Here is a 16,404-nt window from a genome sequence, read left to right as displayed (position 1 = left end):
GCGATGACCCAGCCGATGGCACCGGTGCGGCCGCAGAGTCCGCAGCCGATGCAGCAGGCGCCCAGCCCGATGCGGGGCTTCCTCATCGACGAGGACGACAACTGATACTGATGCGGGCCGCCTAGCGCGGAGCGTTCGGCAATCACGAGGGCCGGGCCCCAGGAGCAGACTCCTGGGGCCCGGCCCTTTGCTGTGCGGGTGGGGTGTTGGGGGGGCTTTCCCCTACCCGCCCCTTCCCGAACAGGGGCTTCGCCCCTGACCCCGGACGCCCTTCGGGCGTGTCCTCAATCGCCGGACGGGCTGAATATCAGCCCGTCCGGCGATTGAGGACCGGGGTCCGGGGCGGAGCCCCACGCGCGGCGGAGCCGCATATCGACAGGGGCCGGGAAGGGGCGGGTAGGGGAATACAGCTCTCGCCCGAGCGTTACGCCTTGCGGAGGCGGAAGGTCAGGCCCAGGGGGGCGTCCTCGAAGGGGGTGCCGTAGGCGGCGTCGGCCTCGCCGGTGGCGAAGTCGGTCGCGAGGACCTCGTCCGCGATCAGGCCCGCGTGATCCGTGAGCGCCTGCCGCAGCTCCTCGTCCGCCGTCTCCCACCGCAGCGCGATCCGGTCGGCCACGTCCAGCCCGCTGTTCTTACGGGCCTCCTGGATCAGCCGGATCGCATCACGGGCGAGGCCCGCGCGGCGCAGCTCCGGGGTGATCTCCAGGTCGAGGGCGACCGTGGCGCCCGCGTCGGAGGCGACCGACCAGCCCTCGCGCGGGGTCTCGGTGATGATGACCTCGTCGGGGGAGAGGGCCACCGTCTCGCCGTCCACCAGGACCGACGCGTTCCCCTCGCGCAGCGCGAGCGACAGCGCGGCGGCTTCCGCCTCCGCGATCGCCTTGGCGACCGGCTGGGTGCCCTTGCCGAACCGTTTGCCCAGGGCGCGGAAGTTGGCCTTCGCGGTCGTGTCGACCAGGGAGCCGCCGACCTCGCTCAGCGAGGCGAGTGAGGAGACGTTCAGCTCCTCCTCGATCTGGGCGCGCAGTTCGGCGCCGAGGGTTTCGAAGCCGGCCGCCGCGACCAGCGCGCGCGAGAGCGGCTGGCGCGTCTTCACACCGGACTCCGCGCGGGTCGCGCGCCCCAGCTCCACCAGGCGCCGCACCAGCGCCATCTGCGCCGAGAGGGCCGGGTCGATCATCGACCGGTCCGGCTCCGGCCAGGTGGTCAGGTGGACGGAGGCGGGGGCCTCCGGGACCACCGGGACGACCAGGTCCTGCCAGACCCGCTCGGTGATGAAGGGCACCAGGGGCGCCATCAGCCGGGTGACCGTCTCGATGACATCGTGCAGGGTGCGCAGCGCGGCGGCGTCGCCCTGCCAGAAGCGGCGGCGGGAGCGGCGCACGTACCAGTTGGACAGATCGTCGACGAAGGCCGACAGCAGCTTTCCGGCGCGCTGGGTGTCGTACGCCTCCAGGGCCTCGGTGACCTGCTCGGTGAGCGTGCCCAGTTCGCCCAGCAGCCAGCGGTCCAGCAGCGGCCGCTCGGCCGGGGCCGGGTCGGCCGCGGACGGCGCCCAGCCCGAGGTGCGGGCGTACAGCGCCTGGAAGGCGACCGTGTTCCAGTAGGTGAGCAGTGTCTTGCGCACGACCTCCTGGATGGTGCCGTGGCCCACCCGCCGGGCCGCCCACGGCGAGCCGCCCGCGGCCATGAACCAGCGGACCGCGTCGGCGCCGTGCTGATCCATCAGCGGGATCGGCTGAAGGATGTTGCCCAGGTGCTTGGACATCTTGCGGCCGTCCTCGGCCAGGATGTGACCGAGGCAGACCACGTTCTCGTACGAGGACTTGTCGAAGACGAGCGTGCCGACCGCCATCAGCGTGTAGAACCAGCCGCGGGTCTGGTCGATGGCCTCGGAGATGAACTGCGCCGGGTAGCGGCTCTCGAAGAGCTCCTTGTTCCGGTACGGGTAGCCGTACTGCGCGAACGGCATCGAGCCCGAGTCGTACCAGGCGTCGATCACCTCGGGCACCCGCTCGGCCGTCAGCGAGCAGCCGTCGGCGGTGCAGGTGAAGGTGATGTCGTCGATGTACGGGCGGTGCGGGTCCAGATCGCTCTGGTCGGAGCCGGTCAGCTCGGAGAGCTCGGCGAGGGAGCCGACGCAGGTGAGATGGGACTCGGCGCAGCGCCAGATGGGCAGCGGAGTGCCCCAGTAGCGATTGCGCGACAGCGCCCAGTCGATGTTGTTATTGAGCCAGTCGCCATAGCGACCGGTCTTGACCGATTCCGGATACCAGTTGGTCTTCTCGTTCTCCCGCAGCAGCGCGTCCTTGATCGCGGTGGTGCGGATGTACCAGGACGGCTGGGCGTAGTAGAGCAGCGCGGTGTGGCAGCGCCAGCAGTGCGGGTAGCTGTGCTCGTACGGCACATGCCGGAACAGCAGTCCGCGGTCCTTCAGGTCCGCCGTGAGCGCCTCGTCGGCCTTCTTGAAGAACTGGCCGCCGATCAGCTCCAGTCCTTCCTCGAAGGTGCCGTCCGGGCGGACCGGGTTGACCACCGGCAGACCGTAGGCCCGGCAGGTCAGCAGGTCGTCCTCGCCGAAGGCGGGGGACTGGTGGACCAGACCGGTGCCGTCCTCGGTCGTCACATACTCGGCGTTGACGACGAAGTGCGCGTCCGGGATCTCCACCAGCTCGAAGGGGCGCCGATAGGTCCAGCGCTCCATCTCGGCCCCGGTGAAGGACTCCCCGGTGACCGTCCAGTCCTCGCCGAGCGCCTGCCCGACCAGCGGCTCGGCGACGACCAGCTTCTCCTCGCCGTTGGTGGCGACCACATAGCGCACCTGCGGATGCGCGGCCACGGCGGTGTTGGAGACCAGGGTCCACGGTGTGGTCGTCCACACCAGCAGCGCCGCCTCGCCCGCCAGCGGGCCCGAGGTCAGCGGGAAGCGGACGAAGACCGAGGGGTCGACGACCGTCTCATAGCCCTGGGCCAGCTCATGGTCGGACAGCCCGGTGCCGCAGCGCGGGCACCAGGGGGCGACCCGGTGGTCCTGGACCAGCAGCCCCTTGTCGAAGATCTCCTTCAGGGACCACCACACCGACTCGATATAGCCGGGGTTCATGGTCCAGTACGCGCCGTCGAGGTCGGTCCAGTAGCCCATCCGCGTGGTGAGCTCGGCGAAGGCGTCGGTGTGCCGGGTGACGGACTCCCGGCACTTGGCGTTGAACTCGGCGATGCCGTACGCCTCGATGTCCTTCTTGCCGTTGAAGCCCAGCTCCTTCTCGACCGCCAGCTCGACCGGCAGGCCATGGCAGTCCCAGCCCGCCTTACGGTCGACGTGGTAGCCCCGCATGGTGCGGAAGCGCGGGAAGACGTCCTTGAAGACGCGGGCCTCGATGTGGTGGGCGCCCGGCATGCCGTTCGCGGTCGGGGGGCCCTCGTAGAAGACCCACTCGGGCCGGCCCTCGGACTGCTCGAGGCTACGGGCGAAGATCTTGTTCTCCCGCCAGAAGTCGAGCACGGCGTGCTCGAGGGCGGGCAGGTCGACCTGGGCGGGCACCTGGCGGTACTGCGGCGTCATCGGGGCTCTTCTTCCTCCGGCGGACACGTGCTCTTCCGTTTCCGTCGGAGGGACGAGAGCCGTGCGCTCCCGCGGTACCACCCTCCTTGACCGGTAGCTGGTCGGCTCCCGGCCCCCTCATTGGGATCGCGATGCCGGTTCTACTGACCCACTGCGGGCGTTCTTCCGGCGGCTCCGGGGTGATCCTTCACATCGCGCTCGCCCCCGGGCTCACACCGTCCCCGGGTCGCTCTGGGCCGCCTGCGACGCTACTCGTCCCCATCCACGCCTCTCGCTGCGCCCCAGTGTACGGGGCCGGGGAGGCCCGGGCCGACCGAATACCCGCTGCGCCGAGTGGGGGACGGCCGGCTCCGGGGGTTGACCCGAATGGCGATACGCCGGGTGCCGTGGCCGCGGTCGTCACGCAGGGTCACCGGTGGGTGCCGGATTCCGGACGGATTACCGGACGCGGAGTGGGGCACAAAGGTGGGGACCGGGTTGTCGAACGGGCAAGCCGGGCGAATCGGGCGGCGTGCCCCGTTGCCGCCCGCCCGGAGTCGATTTATCGTTCCGGAACGATTCGCGCGCAAGATCACAATATGTGAAGGGGCCGCGGCCATGGTGGCGAGAAAGACCGCCGTGCAGAAAAGCACGGCGAAGGCGACGAAGGCCGCGCCCGGCAAGAAGAGCGCCTCGGGCAAGAAGGCCGTCAACAACACGACCGCGGCCCCCGCCGGAGCCGCCGCGCAAGGCGCCGCCAAGGCGGCCGGGAAGAGCGCCCCGAGGAAGAACTCGGAGACGCCCACCAGGAAGCACGCATCCGCCAAGACGGTCGCGCCGACCGAGGAGGGCGCGGCCGAGGAGACCGTGGCCGGGCAGACCACGGCCGGTAAGACCACGGCCAGGAAGGCCGCGCCCGCCGACAAGGCGGTGCCCGCGAAGAAGACGGGAGCCAGGAAAGTGGTTGCGAAGAAGACTCCGGGTGGTGCGCCGACCGGCAAGAAGGCCACGACGACCGCACCCCCCCTGCCCAAGGCCCGTGCGGCGGGCGCGCCCGTCGACCCCAGCGACCTCGCGGTCCGCCCGGGCGAGGACCCCTGGTCCGCCGAGGAGGTGGACGAGGCGCGCGCCGGGCTGCTGACCGAGGCCGGCCGGCTGCGCACCGAGATCCTCGCCTCCGAGCAGGCGATCACCGGGCTGATGCGCGACTCCGGTGACGGCGCCGGTGACGACCAGGCCGACACCGGCACCAAGAACATCACCCGCGAGCACGAGATGGCCCTGGCCGGAAACGCCCGCGAGATGCTGCTCCAGACCGAGCGGGCCCTGGACCGGCTGGACACCGGCACCTACGGGCTGTGCGAGAACTGCGGCAATGCGATCGGCAAGGCCCGGATGCAGGCGTTCCCCAGGGCCACGCTGTGTGTCGAGTGCAAGCAGCGTCAGGAGCGGCGCTGACGCCCGTACGCATGTGCCGTACCCTCGTCCCTCACAGGGGGAGACTGGCCCGGACGAGTTGAGGGACTCACGTGACAGAGGCGGAGCAGGCCATCGGTACGCCGGATGCGGGGAAGGCAGAGGAGGGTGCCGGGACCAGCGCCGCCGGAGCCGATGAGGCCGCGGCGGACAGGGGGAAGCGGCGCGTCGGCGTGCTCCTCACGGTCGCGGCGCTGGCCTATCTGATCGATCTGGTCAGCAAGCTGGCCGTGGTCGCGAAGCTGGAGCACCACGCTCCGGTCGAGGTGATCGGCACCTGGCTTCAGTTCGAGGTGATCCGCAACCGGGGTGCGGCCTTCGGCTTCGGCGAGGCCATGACCATCGTCTTCACGGTGATCGCGGTCGGCGTCATCGTGGTGATCGCCCGGCTGGCCCGCAAGCTCCACAGCCTGCCCTGGGCCATCGCGCTCGGTCTGCTGCTCGGCGGCGCCTTCGGCAATCTCACCGACCGGATCTTCCGGGCGCCCGGGGACCTCCAGGGGGCGGTCGTGGACTTCATCGCGCCCTCCCACTTCGCGGTCTTCAACCTCGCCGACTCGGCCATCGTCTGCGGCGGCTTCCTGATCGTGATCCTGTCCTTCCGCGGTCTCGACCCGGACGGCACCGTCCACAAGGACTGACCAGGGCCCGGCGGCCGGTATCCGACGGGCGTACGAACCGGTGCCTCCGGTCCGGCATACTCGTCGGGTGAGTACGATTCCCGAGATCCGCACCCTGCCCGTACCGGACGGTCTGGAGGGCGAGCGCGTCGACGCCGCGATCGCCCGCATGTTCGGCTTCTCCCGGACCAAGGCGGCCGAGCTGGCCGCCGCCGGAAAGGTGCAGCTCGACGGCAGCGTCGCCGGGAAGTCCGACCGGGTCTCAGGGGGTGCCTGGCTCGAGGTCGAGTTGCCGCAGGCCGCGCCGCCGGTGCGGGTCGTCGCCGAGCCCGTCGAGGGCATGGAGATCGTGCACGACGACGAGGACATCGTGGTCGTCTCCAAGCCGGTCGGCGTCGCCGCCCACCCCAGCCCCGGCTGGACCGGCCCCACCGTGATCGGCGGGCTCGCGGCCGCCGGTTTCCGCGTCTCCACCTCGGGCGCCGCCGAGCGCCAGGGGATCGTGCACCGGCTGGACGTCGGCACCTCCGGGCTCATGGTCGTCGCCAAGTCCGAGCTCGCGTACTCCGTGCTCAAGCAGGCATTCCGCGAGCGCACCGTGGACAAGCGCTACCACGCGCTGGTCCAGGGCCACCCGGACCCGCTGAGCGGCACCATCGACGCCCCGATCGGGCGCCATCCGCAGCACGACTACAAGTGGGCGGTGACGGCGGACGGCAAGCCGAGCGTCACCCACTACGACCTCATCGAGGCGTTCCGGGCCGCGAGCCTGCTGGACATCAAGCTGGAGACCGGCCGCACCCACCAGATCCGGGTGCATATGGCGGCCCACCGCCACCCCTGCGTCGGCGACCTCACCTACGGCGCGGACCCGACGCTCGCCAAGCGGCTGAAGCTGACCCGGCAGTGGCTGCACGCCATGCGGCTCGGCTTCGAGCACCCCGCGCACGGCGGGTGGGTCGAGTTCGAGAGCGCCTACCCGGACGATCTGCGCACGGCACTGGACATCGTGAAGGCCGAGAGTTCGTGATCGAGGTCGTGGCCGACGGGGACCTGTCCGGCTGCTTCGCGGTCCGCCGGGAGGTCTTCGTGGTGGAGCAGCGGATCCCCGAGGAGGAGGAGATGGACGCGTACGACGTGCACGCCGTCCACCTCCTGGCCACCGACGGCGCGGGCCGCCCGGTGGGCACCGCGCGCTTTCTGCACGGCGCTGCCGCAAACAAGAAGTACGCCCATGCCGGTGTCGACGGCGCCACCACCGCCGTTCTCGGCCGCCTCGCGGTGGCCAAGGCCGCGCGGGGCACGGGGCTGGGGGCCGACCTGGTCCGGGCCGTCGAGGCGGAGGCCCACCGGCGCGGTCTGGCCGAGGTCTATCTGGAATCCCAGACCCATGCGCTCGGCTTCTACGAGCGGCTGGGCTACGAGGCGTTCGGCCCCGAGTTCGACGAGGGCAGCGGCATCCCGCACCGCGCGATGCGACGGCCGCTGTAGCGGCCCGGCAGCGCCCTCACCGCGGGTGCCGGGCGTCCTTGCGGAGCCCGTCCTCGAAGCGGGCCAGACGGTCGTGGTGGTCGTGGCGGTCATGCAGCTCACGGCCCCGCTCGCGCTCCAGCGGCGTCGGCGGGGGCTGGGCCGCCGGGGCGGTGGCGATGCGCGGCAGGGCGTGCGGATGGGCGTCCCGCAGCCACGTGATCATCTTCTCGCGCACCTCACAGCGCACGGTCCAGGCGTCGTCCGGGTCCCGCGCCGTGATGAGCGCCCGTACCACGATGGTGCTCGGGGTGGTGTCCGTCACCACCAGGTTCCAGTCCCGGCCGTCCCAGGCCGGGGACTTCTGCACGATCTCGCGCAGCCGCTCCCGCATCTCCTCGATCGGCGCCGTGTGGTCGAGATGGAAGAGGACGGTGGCCAGCTTCTGGGTGCCGCCCCGCGACCAGTTCTCGAACGGCTTGTTGGTGAAGTACGACACCGGCATGGTGATCCGGCGCTCGTCCCAGGTCCGTACGGACAGGAAGGTCAGCGTGATCTCCTCGACCGTGCCCCACTCGCCGTCCACGACCACCGTGTCGCCGATCCGCACCATGTCGCCGAAGGCGATCTGGAGCCCGGCGAAGAGGTTTCCCAGCGTGGACTGGGCGGCGACACCGGCGACCACACCGAGGATCCCGGCGGAGGCCAGCATGGAGGTGCCGACCGTGCGCATCGCCGGGAAGGTCAGCAGCATGGCGGAGACCGCCACCACGCCGACGATCGCGGCCACCACCCGCTGGATCAGCGTCACCTGGGTGCGCACCCGGCGCACCCGCGCGGCGTCGTGCGCGCTGGAGGCGTAGCGGAAGTAGGAGGACTCCACGACGGCCGAGGAGACCCGCACCACCAGCCATGCCGTCGCCGCGATCAGCACCAGCGCGAGCAGCCGGCCGATCGCCGGCTCATGCTCCTGGACGACCCTCGCCCGCGTCTTGTCGTACGAACCGCTCAGCAGCGCCGTGCACACGGTCACCTGGAGCGGAAGCCGGCAGCCGCGCAGATGGCCCCACAAGGGGGTCTCCGGGTGCCGGGCATCGACCCTCCGCAGCAGCCAGTCGACGGCCCAGCCGATGAACAGCGTGATGGCCAGTGAGCCGCCGATGACGACGAGCGGACGCAGCACGTCCTCCATGGACACCTAATTCATCCTTCCCTCGGACAGACTCCGGGTGTCCTGTGCCGCCTTCCCCGGATCCGGTGTCCTCAGACCGGGACTGGCACGATGGGAGGGGGCGATCCACGGAAAGGAAAGTGACAGCGGTGGCCGATACCTCGACGATTGTTCTGTTCCACTCCGCGTACGGGCTGCGGCCCGCCGTACAGGAGGCGGCCGACCGACTGCGCGCGGCCGGGCATGAGGTGGTCGTGCCGGACCTGTACGAGGGGCAGACCGCCGAAACCGTCGAGGACGGCATGGTGATCAAGGAGCGGATCGGCCGCGACGAGCTGCTGAAACGGGCCATCACCGCCGCCGCGCCGTACTCGGACCGCGGGCTGGTCTACGCCGGGTTCTCGCTCGGCGGCGCCCTGGCGCAGAACCTGGCGCTGGCCGACGACAAGGCGCGCGGACTGCTTCTGCTGCACGGCACCTCCGACATCGCCGACGACACCACGGTCGATGAGCTGCCGGTGCAACTGCATGTGGCCGACCCCGACCCGTTCGAGCCACACGACTGGCTCAACGCCTGGTATCTGCGGATGCGGCGGGCCGGTGCCGATGTGGAGGTCTTCCGCTACGCCGGGGCCGGGCATATCTTCACCGACCCCGAGCTGCCGGACTACGACAAGGAGGCCGCCGAGGCCACCTGGCGGGTGGCGCTCGGCTTCCTGGCCGGCCTCTGAGCCGGTGACCCGGCCGTGAACCGGTCCGGCCGTGAACCGGTCCGTCAGCGCGCCGGTCCGTCAGCGCGCCGGTGCGTCGGCGCGCTCGACCCGCTGGCTGCCCGCCTGGGTGCGGTACGACCGCGCCCAGGCGGTCGTGGCGTTGCGGTCGGTCTTGTCGGAGACGGTGTAGTAGTCCATCTGGGCCCGCTGAGGAGTGACATCGAGCACGCCGTAGCCGTGCGAGTCCATGTCCACCCACTTCACATGGCGGTTGGCGACCTTGATCGCGGCGGCCGCGGCCAACGACACCGTGTGCGGTGCCACATGGAGCAGATCGTCGAGGTTGTCCGAGGTCACCGAGGTGACCACGAACTCGGTCGCGGCCGACCGGGAGAGCGGATAGGTGGCGGCCTTCACCGGTACGTCGTTGGCCCACGCCATATGGATGTCACCGGTGAGGAAGACCGTGTTGCCGATCGCGTGGTCGGTGAGGTGGGCGAGCAGCTCGCGCCGGTCGTCCGTATAGCCGTCCCACTGGTCGGTGTTGATGGCCAGGCCGCCCTTGGGCAGCCCCAGCAGCTCGGCGAGCGGGCCCAGCAGCTCGGCGGGGAGGGCCCCGAAGGCGACCGGTGAGATCATCACCGAGTTGCCCACCAGCCGCCAGGTGGTGTCCGAGGCGGTCAGGCCCGACTTCAGCCAGTCGAGCTGGGCGCGCCCGGTCAGGGTGCGCTCCGGGTCGTCCACGTCGCCGCTGCCGGTGGCCGCCTGCTGGGAGCGGAACGAGCGCAGATCGAGCAGATGGAGATCGGCGAGGGTGCCGTAGCGCAGCCGCCGGTAGGTGGTGCCCTGGGTGGAGGGCCGCACCGGCATCCACTCGAAGTACGCCTGCTTGGCGGCGGCCACCCGCTGCGCCCACGCCCCCTCGGTGCCGGGCGTGTGGTTCTCCGCCCCGCCGGACCAGGCGTCGTTGGCGAACTCGTGGTCGTCCCATATCGCGATCAGGGGGAGCGCGGCGTGCAGCGCCTGGGCGTCGGGGTCGGTCTTGTAGTTCCCGTGCCGGACGCGGTAGTCGGCGAGCGTGACGATCTCGTGGGTGGGGGCGTGCGGGCGGACGACGCCCTTGGCCTCCGGGTATTCGCCGCTCTTGTACTCGTAGATGTAGTCGCCGAGATGGAGCACCGCCTCCAGGTCGGTACGGGCGGCCAGATGGCGGTACGGGGAGAACCAGCCCGACTCCCAGTTGGCGCAGGAGACCACGCCGAAGCGGACCCCGTCGGCCGCGGCGTCGTGCGCGGGGGTGGTGCGGGTGCGCCCCACGGGGGAGCGGACGCCGCCGTCCACGCCGAAGCGGTAGAAGTAGTCGGTGGCGGGCCGCAGCCCGCGCACATCGGCCTTGACGGTGTGGTCGGTGCCGGTGGCGGCCTTGACGGTGCCGCGGGCGACGACCGAGCGGAAGTCCCGGTCCTCGGCGACCTCCCAGGTCACCTCGATGGCCGGGCCGCGCCCCGAACCGGGCACGGCGTCGGGGACGGGCGTGATACGGGTCCACAGCAGGATCCCGTCGGGCAGCGGGTCACCCGAGGCGACGCCGTGCAGAAAGGCGGGCCCGGAGCCGGCGTTGGCGACGGGTCCGGGGACGAGGGGCAGCAGGGCGGCGGCGGCCGCCGCGGCCGTGACGGCGCTGCGGCGCGAGATGTGGAGGTCGGTCACGGCCGAGGACATTACTGACAAGTAGCGGGCGGGGACAGGGGGCTTGGGGGATGTTCGCCCACCCGTCGCCGCCAGGTCATCACCGTCGTGGGCGTGAGGGCACCACCGCGGCTGCCGGGTCACCGCTGCCGCTGCCGTCGTCGCCGGGCCATAACGCCGTCGGCGGGCGCGCCCAGGGGCACGCCCGCCGACTCGGCCGGGAAGGGCCGGACGCTACTTCTTGAGCTCCTTCTGGACGAGCGGGGTGAACTGGTCCGGGGTCATCGGCGGGTTCTGGCCCACCTCCAGCTTCTTCCCGTTGAGCTTGAAGGTCGGGGTGCTGTGGACGTCCTTGGTGTCGTTGAACGTCTTGGACATGGCCAGCGCCCACCGGTCGTAGGTGCCGTTCTTCACGGCCTTCTCGAACGCCGTGTTGCCCTTCAGCTCCTTGACCTGCTGGGCGACGTCGATCAGCTTCTGGTCCTTCGCGAAGGCGTCATCGGTCTCCTGCGGGTGGTTCTTCGGCGCGTATAGCGCCTCCTTGTAGTCCAGGAACGCCTGCGGGCTGACATTGAGGGCCGCGCCGAGCGCGCTCAGCGCGTTCTTCGAGCCGACGCCGGGCTGCTGCTTGTTGAAGTCGTCCAGGAAGGTGCCCATGGTGAACTGCGCCTTGTAGGTGCCGTCCTTGATGTCCTTGAGCACCGTCGGGCCGGTGAGCTTCTCGAACTGGGCACAGGCCGGGCAGCGCATGTCCTCGTAGATGTGCAGCGTGTTCTTGGCCTTCTTGTCGCCGATGACGACCGTGGTGCCCTGGGGGCCGGTGGCGTTGGCGGGCTTCGCGAACGGCTTCTTCTCGGCCGCCGTCCGCCACTTCTGGGCGTTGTTGTCCGACGAGTCCATGCTGGTGACGGCGTAGCCGATGCCGCCGGCTATCGCGAGGACCGCGACGACCGCGCCGCCGACGAACAACTGGCGCCGCGTGCGGTCCTTCTTGGCCTGGCGCTCACGCTCGGCGCGCAGCCGTTCGCGCGCGGCCTGCTTGTTCTGCTGGTTGTTGCGGTTGCTCATGATGGATCGATCTCCGTGGGTGTGCGTCGTCGGTAAGGCGTACGGGGGTGTGGATCGCTGTGCTCGGGCAGTGGCCGAGCTGTGCTCAGGCAGCGGCCGAGCAGGGCGGTCCACGACGCACCACGGAGTGCACGAGGAGAGGGAGCGCCGGAGCCGGGCGCACGGGCCGTACGGACCGCGGGGCCGGGCGGCGAAGGGGCCGCAGGGCCGCGGCGTGGACCGCGACGGCCAGCAGCAGCGGCCGGAAGGCGAAGGCGGCCAGGGAGGCCAGCAGACGGCTCAGGGCGGCCTCGCCGCGCCGCAGCCAGGCCGAGGCGAGCAGACCCACCGCGATATGCGCGGCGAGCAGCAGCCAGGGGGTGGCGGAGCTCACGGTGGCGGCCAGGGGGGTGCCGATCCCGTTCTGGGAGATCCCGGGCAGCGGGCTGCCGAGATCGCCGCCGCTGCACAGCACGGTGACCCCCATGGAGCGCAGGGAGCCCGCCACGGGGCCGCCGGACGGTCCGTAACACGCCTGCTGGCCGGTGGTGAAGATCGTGTCGGCGGCCAGCTCCAGCGGGATCAGCAGGGCGGCTATGGACCAGAAGCCCCGCTCCCGGCCCGCGAGGGCGTACGCGACGGCGAAGACGGCCACCGAGAGCGCGCCGACGGTGCCCAGCGGCAGCGGGGTCCGCGACAGCAGGACATGCGAAGCCGAGGACAGCGTGACGCACAGCGCCGTGAAGAGCGCCGCGCGCACTGTCCTGAGCTGCGGTCCGGTGCCGTCCATGACTTCGAATTCTGCCATGAACGGCTGTAGGGACCATGTGAAGAATCGGCCCGGCGGTCGGCTAACCGCCCTTGACCTGCTTGTTCACCGCTTCCGTGAACTCCGTCGCGGTCATCGGGGTGGCGCCGCCGCTGCCGGTGAGCTGGGAGCCGTCGAGCTTGACGGCGGGGGTGCTGTTCACCCCGGAGGCGTCGAAGTCGGCGATCATCTTCTTCGCCCAGGGGTCGTAGGTGCCCTCGCGCAGAGCCTCCCGGAAGGAGGCGTTCGTCTTGAGCGCGTACACCTCCTGGGAGACGGCCAGCAGACGGCTGTCGTCGGCGTAGGAGTCCTTGCTCTCCTCGGGGTGGTTCTTCGACGACATCAGGGCGGCCTTGTAGTCGAGGAAGGCGTCGGGGCTCACGTCCAGCGCCGCCCCGAGGGCGCTCAGGGCGTTCGCGGAGCCGTTGCCGCCCATGCTCTTGTCGAGGATGGCGGCGAAGTGGAACGAGACCTTGTACTTGCCGGCCTTGATGTCCTTGGCGATGGTCGGCCCGACCCCCTGGTCGAAGGAGGCGCACGGCGGGCAGCGCACGTCCTCGTAGACGTCGAGGGTGTGCCCCGCACCGGCCTCGCCGATCACCACGGTGGTGCCGCTCGGACCGGAGCTGTGGGCGGGCGCGACGAGGTTTCCCGGGCCCTGTGAGCCACCGGAGCCGTCCGGGCCCGGCGCTCCCGGCGGGCTCTGGACGACATCGTTCGCGGAACCGGCCCTGGAGTCCTTGTCGTCATCCGTGATCACGAGAACGCCCGCGACCACCGCGGCGGCCACCGTCACCCCCACCACGGCCATGAGCCCGGCCTTGCGCTGTGGGTCCGCCGGGGCGGGAGCGCCACCCCAGGGCGCGCCGCCCGGGCCGGGCGGCGGGGGAGCGGGCGGGAAGCCCGGGGGCTGGGACGGAGGCGGCGGATGACCCGGCTGCGGGTGCTCCGGCTGCTCCGGCTGCTGATACGGGTTCTGCTGCGGGTTCTGCTCGCCCCCCGGCGGCTGCTGTCCAGGCCACATGACCGGTAACGATAGGGGGGCGAGCAGACAGCGACCATGGCCGGGTGACGATCGGAGCCCGGCCTGGCGATCAGAGCCCGGGGATGCGGCCGTTGCGGAAGAGGTCCACGAAGATCTGGTGGTCGGCCCGGGCGCGGGCACCGTAAGAGTGCGCGAAGTCCACCAGGAGGTCGGCGAAGCCGTCCTCGTCGGCGGCGATCACCGCGTCGATGGCGCGCTCGGTGGAGAACGGCACCAGCGAGTGGCCGCTCTGGTCGTCGGCGGCCGCGTGCATGGTGGCCGTGGCCCGCCCCAGGTCGGCCACGACCGCCGCGATCTCGGCCGGGTCGTCGATATCGGACCAGTCGAGGTCCACCGCGTACGGCGACACCTCGGCGACCAGTTGCCCCGCCCCGTCCAGCTCGGTCCAGCCCAGCCACGGGTCGGCGTGGGCCTGGAGCGCGCGCTGGGAGATCACCGTGCGGTGGCCCTCGTGCTGGAAGTACGACCGCACCTGCTCGTCGGTGATGTGCCGGGAGACCGCCGGGGTCTGCCCCTGCTTCATGTAGATCACCACATCGTTCTCCAGGGCGTCGCTGTTGCCCTCCAGAAGGATGTTGTACGAGGGGAGCCCGGCGCTGCCGATGCCGATGCCCCGGCGGCCCACGACGTCCTTGACGCGGTAGGAGTCCGGGCGCGAGAGACTGGACTCGGGGAGTGTCTCCAGATAGCCGTCGAAGGCGGCCAGGACCTTGTAGCGGGTGGCCGCGTCCAGCTCGATGGACCCGCCGCCGGCCGTGAAGCGGCGCTCGAAGTCGCGGATCTCGGTCATCGAGTCCAGCAGCCCGAAGCGGGTCAGCGAGCGGGCGTCACGCAGCGCGTCCAGCAGCGGGCCCTCGGCGGTCTCCAGGGTGAAGGGCGGCACCTCGTCGTTCTTGGCGCCGGTGGCCAGGGCGTGCACGCGCTCGCGGTAGGCGCCGGCGTACGTCCGCACCAGCTCGCTGATCTTCTCGTCGCTGAGCGCCTTGGTGTAGCCGATGAGCGCCACGGAGGCGGCGAAACGCTTCAGGTCCCAGGTGAAGGGGCCGACGTACGCCTCGTCGAAGTCGTTCACATTGAAGATCAGCCGGCCGTTGGCGTCCATGTAGGTGCCGAAGTTCTCGGCGTGGAGGTCGCCGTGGATCCACACCCGGCTGGTGCGGTCGTCCAGGTACGGCCCGCCGGCGCGCTCCCGCTCCACATCGGAATAGAACAGACAGGCGGTGCCGCGGTAGAACGCGAACGCCGAGGCGGCCATCTTCCGGAACTTGACGCGGAAGGCGGCCGGGTCGGCGGCGAGCAGCTCGCCGAAGGCGGTGTCGAATACGGCGAGGATGTGCTCGCCGCGCTGTTCCGCCTGGGTCTGCTGGTTCGGCATCGCGGAACGCCTCCTGGGGCATGAGGGATGTGATCGGTGTGGCAGATACGACAGGGTATGTTCCGTCGCGCCGGGTGCGCGGGAAGACCGGATGACCCGTCGGGATCAACGCCTGAGGCTACTCGTGAGTGCCCGGCCCGTGTCAGTGCGGAGGGGTAACCTTCGGAGCTGTCTCGCCCTGCCGTCATCGATTGTTCGCCGGAGGTCTTCCACCGTGACCAAGCCGCCCTTCACGCACCTGCATGTCCATACCCAGTACTCGCTGCTGGACGGTGCGGCGCGGCTCAAGGACATGTTCAACGCGTGCAACGAGATGGGCATGACCCACATCGCCATGACCGACCATGGCAACCTCCACGGCGCGTACGACTTCTACCAGCAGGCGACGGGCGCCGGGGTCACACCGATCATCGGGATCGAGGCGTATGTGGCGCCCGAGTCGCGGCGCTACAAGCGGCGGGTCCAGTGGGGCCAGCCGCATCAGAAGCGCGATGACGTCTCCGGTTCCGGTGGTTACACCCACAAGACCATCTGGGCGTCGAACAAGACCGGTCTGCACAACCTCTTCCGGCTCTCCTCCGACGCCTATATGGAGGGCTATTTCGTCAAGTGGCCGCGGATGGACAAGGAGACCATCGCCCAGTGGTCCGAGGGCCTGATCGCCTCCACCGGCTGCCCCTCGGGCGAGTTGCAGACCCGGCTGCGGCTCGGCCAGTTCGACGAGGCGCTCAAGGCCGCCTCCGAGTACCAGGACATCTTCGGCAAGGAGCGTTACTTCCTGGAGCTGATGGACCACGGCATCGAGATCGAGCGCCGGGTCCGGGACGGCCTGCTGGAGATCGGCAAGAAGCTGGACATCCCGCCGCTGGTCACCAACGACTCGCACTACACCTACTCCCGCGAGTCCGTGGCGCATGACGCGCTGCTGTGCGTCCAGACCGGTAAGAACCTCTCCGACCCGGACCGCTTCCGCTTCGACGGCACCGGCTACTACCTGAAGTCCACGGAGGAGATGTACGCCATCGACTCCTCCGACGCCTGGCAGCAGGGGTGCGCCAACACCCTGCTGGTCGCCGAGCAGATCGACGCCACCGGCTGGTTCGAAAAGCGCGACCTGATGCCGCGGTTCGACGTCCCCGAGGGGTATACCGAGGTCACCTGGTTCCAGGAGGAGGTCAAGAAGGGGATGGCCCGCCGCTTCCCCGGCGGCGTCCCCGAGGACCGTCAGAAGCTCGCCGAGTACGAGATGGACGTCATCATCCAGATGGGGTTCCCGGGGTACTTCCTCGTGGTCGCCGACTTCATCATGTGGGCCAAGAACAACGGCATCGCGGTCGGCCCCGGCCGAGGCTCCGCGGCCGGTTCGATCGTCTCGTACGCGATGGGCATCACCGACCTCGACCCGGTCGAGCACGGGCTGATCTTCGAGCGGTTCCTCAACCCCGAGCG

The 16,404-nt window shown here is 70.5% G+C and carries 13 protein-coding genes; 6 read left to right on the top strand and 7 right to left on the bottom strand.

Going from position 1 to position 16,404, the window contains the following annotated elements; translation table 11 throughout:
• Positions 1-424: 424 nt before the first annotated feature.
• Positions 425-3,562 (bottom strand): isoleucine--tRNA ligase, encoded by a 3,138-nt coding sequence (gene ileS, locus KN815_RS18210; RefSeq protein WP_216342986.1) that lies wholly within the window; start codon positions 3,560-3,562, stop codon positions 425-427.
• Positions 3,563-4,159: 597 nt separating this feature from the next.
• Between ileS and KN815_RS18205 the strand changes: the two genes are divergently transcribed.
• The 4 genes from KN815_RS18205 to KN815_RS18190 all read left to right on the top strand — a co-directional run bounded on the left by KN815_RS18205 (position 4,160) and on the right by KN815_RS18190 (position 7,128).
• Positions 4,160-4,999, top strand: coding sequence for a TraR/DksA family transcriptional regulator (locus tag KN815_RS18205; protein WP_216342985.1), 840 nt, complete (start codon positions 4,160-4,162; stop codon positions 4,997-4,999).
• Positions 5,000-5,070: 71 nt separating this feature from the next.
• The gene (gene lspA / locus KN815_RS18200; protein WP_216342984.1) at positions 5,071-5,658 is read left to right on the top strand and encodes a signal peptidase II; all 588 of its coding nucleotides are present in this window, start codon (positions 5,071-5,073) and stop codon (positions 5,656-5,658) included.
• Between the two features lie 67 nt (positions 5,659-5,725).
• Positions 5,726-6,667 (top strand): RluA family pseudouridine synthase, encoded by a 942-nt coding sequence (locus KN815_RS18195; RefSeq protein ID WP_216342983.1) that lies wholly within the window; start codon positions 5,726-5,728, stop codon positions 6,665-6,667.
• Positions 6,664-7,128 carry a GNAT family N-acetyltransferase gene (locus KN815_RS18190; RefSeq protein WP_216342982.1) on the top strand — a complete coding sequence of 155 codons (465 nt, stop codon included), beginning with the start codon at positions 6,664-6,666 and terminating at the stop codon, positions 7,126-7,128. Before KN815_RS18195 ends, KN815_RS18190 begins: the two co-directional genes overlap by 4 nt.
• 16 nt (positions 7,129-7,144) lie before the next feature.
• On the opposite strand, the gene KN815_RS18185 is transcribed toward KN815_RS18190, so the two are convergent.
• Positions 7,145-8,299, bottom strand: a complete 1,155-nt coding sequence (locus tag KN815_RS18185) for a mechanosensitive ion channel family protein (RefSeq protein ID WP_216342988.1) — start codon at positions 8,297-8,299, stop codon at positions 7,145-7,147.
• A 119-nt stretch (positions 8,300-8,418) separates the two neighbouring features.
• Here KN815_RS18185 and KN815_RS18180 point away from each other — a divergent pair, with 119 nt between their 5' ends.
• Positions 8,419-9,009: a dienelactone hydrolase family protein gene (locus KN815_RS18180; protein ID WP_078640913.1), complete on the top strand. Its 591-nt coding sequence runs from the start codon at positions 8,419-8,421 to the stop codon at positions 9,007-9,009.
• Positions 9,010-9,069: 60 nt separating this feature from the next.
• On the opposite strand, the gene KN815_RS18175 is transcribed toward KN815_RS18180, so the two are convergent.
• The 5 genes from KN815_RS18175 to KN815_RS18155 form a co-directional block, all read right to left on the bottom strand.
• Complete coding sequence (locus tag KN815_RS18175) at positions 9,070-10,713, bottom strand: alkaline phosphatase D family protein (RefSeq protein ID WP_216342981.1); 1,644 nt, start codon at positions 10,711-10,713, stop codon at positions 9,070-9,072.
• Positions 10,714-10,914: 201 nt separating this feature from the next.
• Positions 10,915-11,748, bottom strand: coding sequence for a thioredoxin domain-containing protein (locus KN815_RS18170; protein WP_216342980.1), 834 nt, complete (start codon positions 11,746-11,748; stop codon positions 10,915-10,917).
• Between the two features lie 85 nt (positions 11,749-11,833).
• Positions 11,834-12,535 carry a hypothetical protein gene (locus KN815_RS18165; protein WP_253209064.1) on the bottom strand — a complete coding sequence of 234 codons (702 nt, stop codon included), beginning with the start codon at positions 12,533-12,535 and terminating at the stop codon, positions 11,834-11,836.
• A 43-nt stretch (positions 12,536-12,578) separates the two neighbouring features.
• Positions 12,579-13,346: a thioredoxin domain-containing protein gene (locus KN815_RS18160; protein WP_216342979.1), complete on the bottom strand. Its 768-nt coding sequence runs from the start codon at positions 13,344-13,346 to the stop codon at positions 12,579-12,581.
• 283 nt (positions 13,347-13,629) lie between these two features.
• Positions 13,630-14,955: a DUF2252 domain-containing protein gene (locus tag KN815_RS18155; RefSeq protein ID WP_216342978.1), complete on the bottom strand. Its 1,326-nt coding sequence runs from the start codon at positions 14,953-14,955 to the stop codon at positions 13,630-13,632.
• A gap of 214 nt (positions 14,956-15,169) precedes the next feature.
• On the opposite strand from KN815_RS18155, the gene dnaE reads away from it, so the two are divergent.
• Positions 15,170-16,404: DNA polymerase III subunit alpha (dnaE, locus tag KN815_RS18150; protein WP_216342977.1), on the top strand; the 1,235-nt coding region annotated here is incomplete at its 3' end.

Origin of the sequence: Streptomyces niphimycinicus (assembly GCF_018883605.1) — a bacterium.
GTDB lineage: Bacteria > Actinomycetota > Actinomycetes > Streptomycetales > Streptomycetaceae > Streptomyces > Streptomyces niphimycinicus.
This window is presented reverse-complemented; position numbering and strand designations above follow the sequence as displayed.

Excerpts from the sequence above, each read along its gene's own strand:
- KN815_RS18185 (WP_216342988.1), bottom strand. The coding sequence starts at position 8,299 with ATGGAGGACGTGCTGCGTCCGCTCGTCGTCATCGGCGGCTCACTGGCC.
- ileS (WP_216342986.1), bottom strand. The coding sequence starts at position 3,562 with ATGACGCCGCAGTACCGCCAGGTGCCCGCCCAGGTCGACCTGCCCGCC.
- KN815_RS18170 (WP_216342980.1), bottom strand. The coding sequence starts at position 11,748 with ATGAGCAACCGCAACAACCAGCAGAACAAGCAGGCCGCGCGCGAACGG.
- KN815_RS18155 (WP_216342978.1), bottom strand. The coding sequence starts at position 14,955 with ATGCCGAACCAGCAGACCCAGGCGGAACAGCGCGGCGAGCACATCCTC.
- KN815_RS18175 (WP_216342981.1), bottom strand. The coding sequence starts at position 10,713 with ATGTCCTCGGCCGTGACCGACCTCCACATCTCGCGCCGCAGCGCCGTC.
- KN815_RS18165 (WP_253209064.1), bottom strand. The coding sequence starts at position 12,535 with ATGGCAGAATTCGAAGTCATGGACGGCACCGGACCGCAGCTCAGGACA.
- KN815_RS18160 (WP_216342979.1), bottom strand. The coding sequence starts at position 13,346 with ATGGCCGTGGTGGGGGTGACGGTGGCCGCCGCGGTGGTCGCGGGCGTT.
- KN815_RS18205 (WP_216342985.1), top strand. The coding sequence starts at position 4,160 with ATGGTGGCGAGAAAGACCGCCGTGCAGAAAAGCACGGCGAAGGCGACG.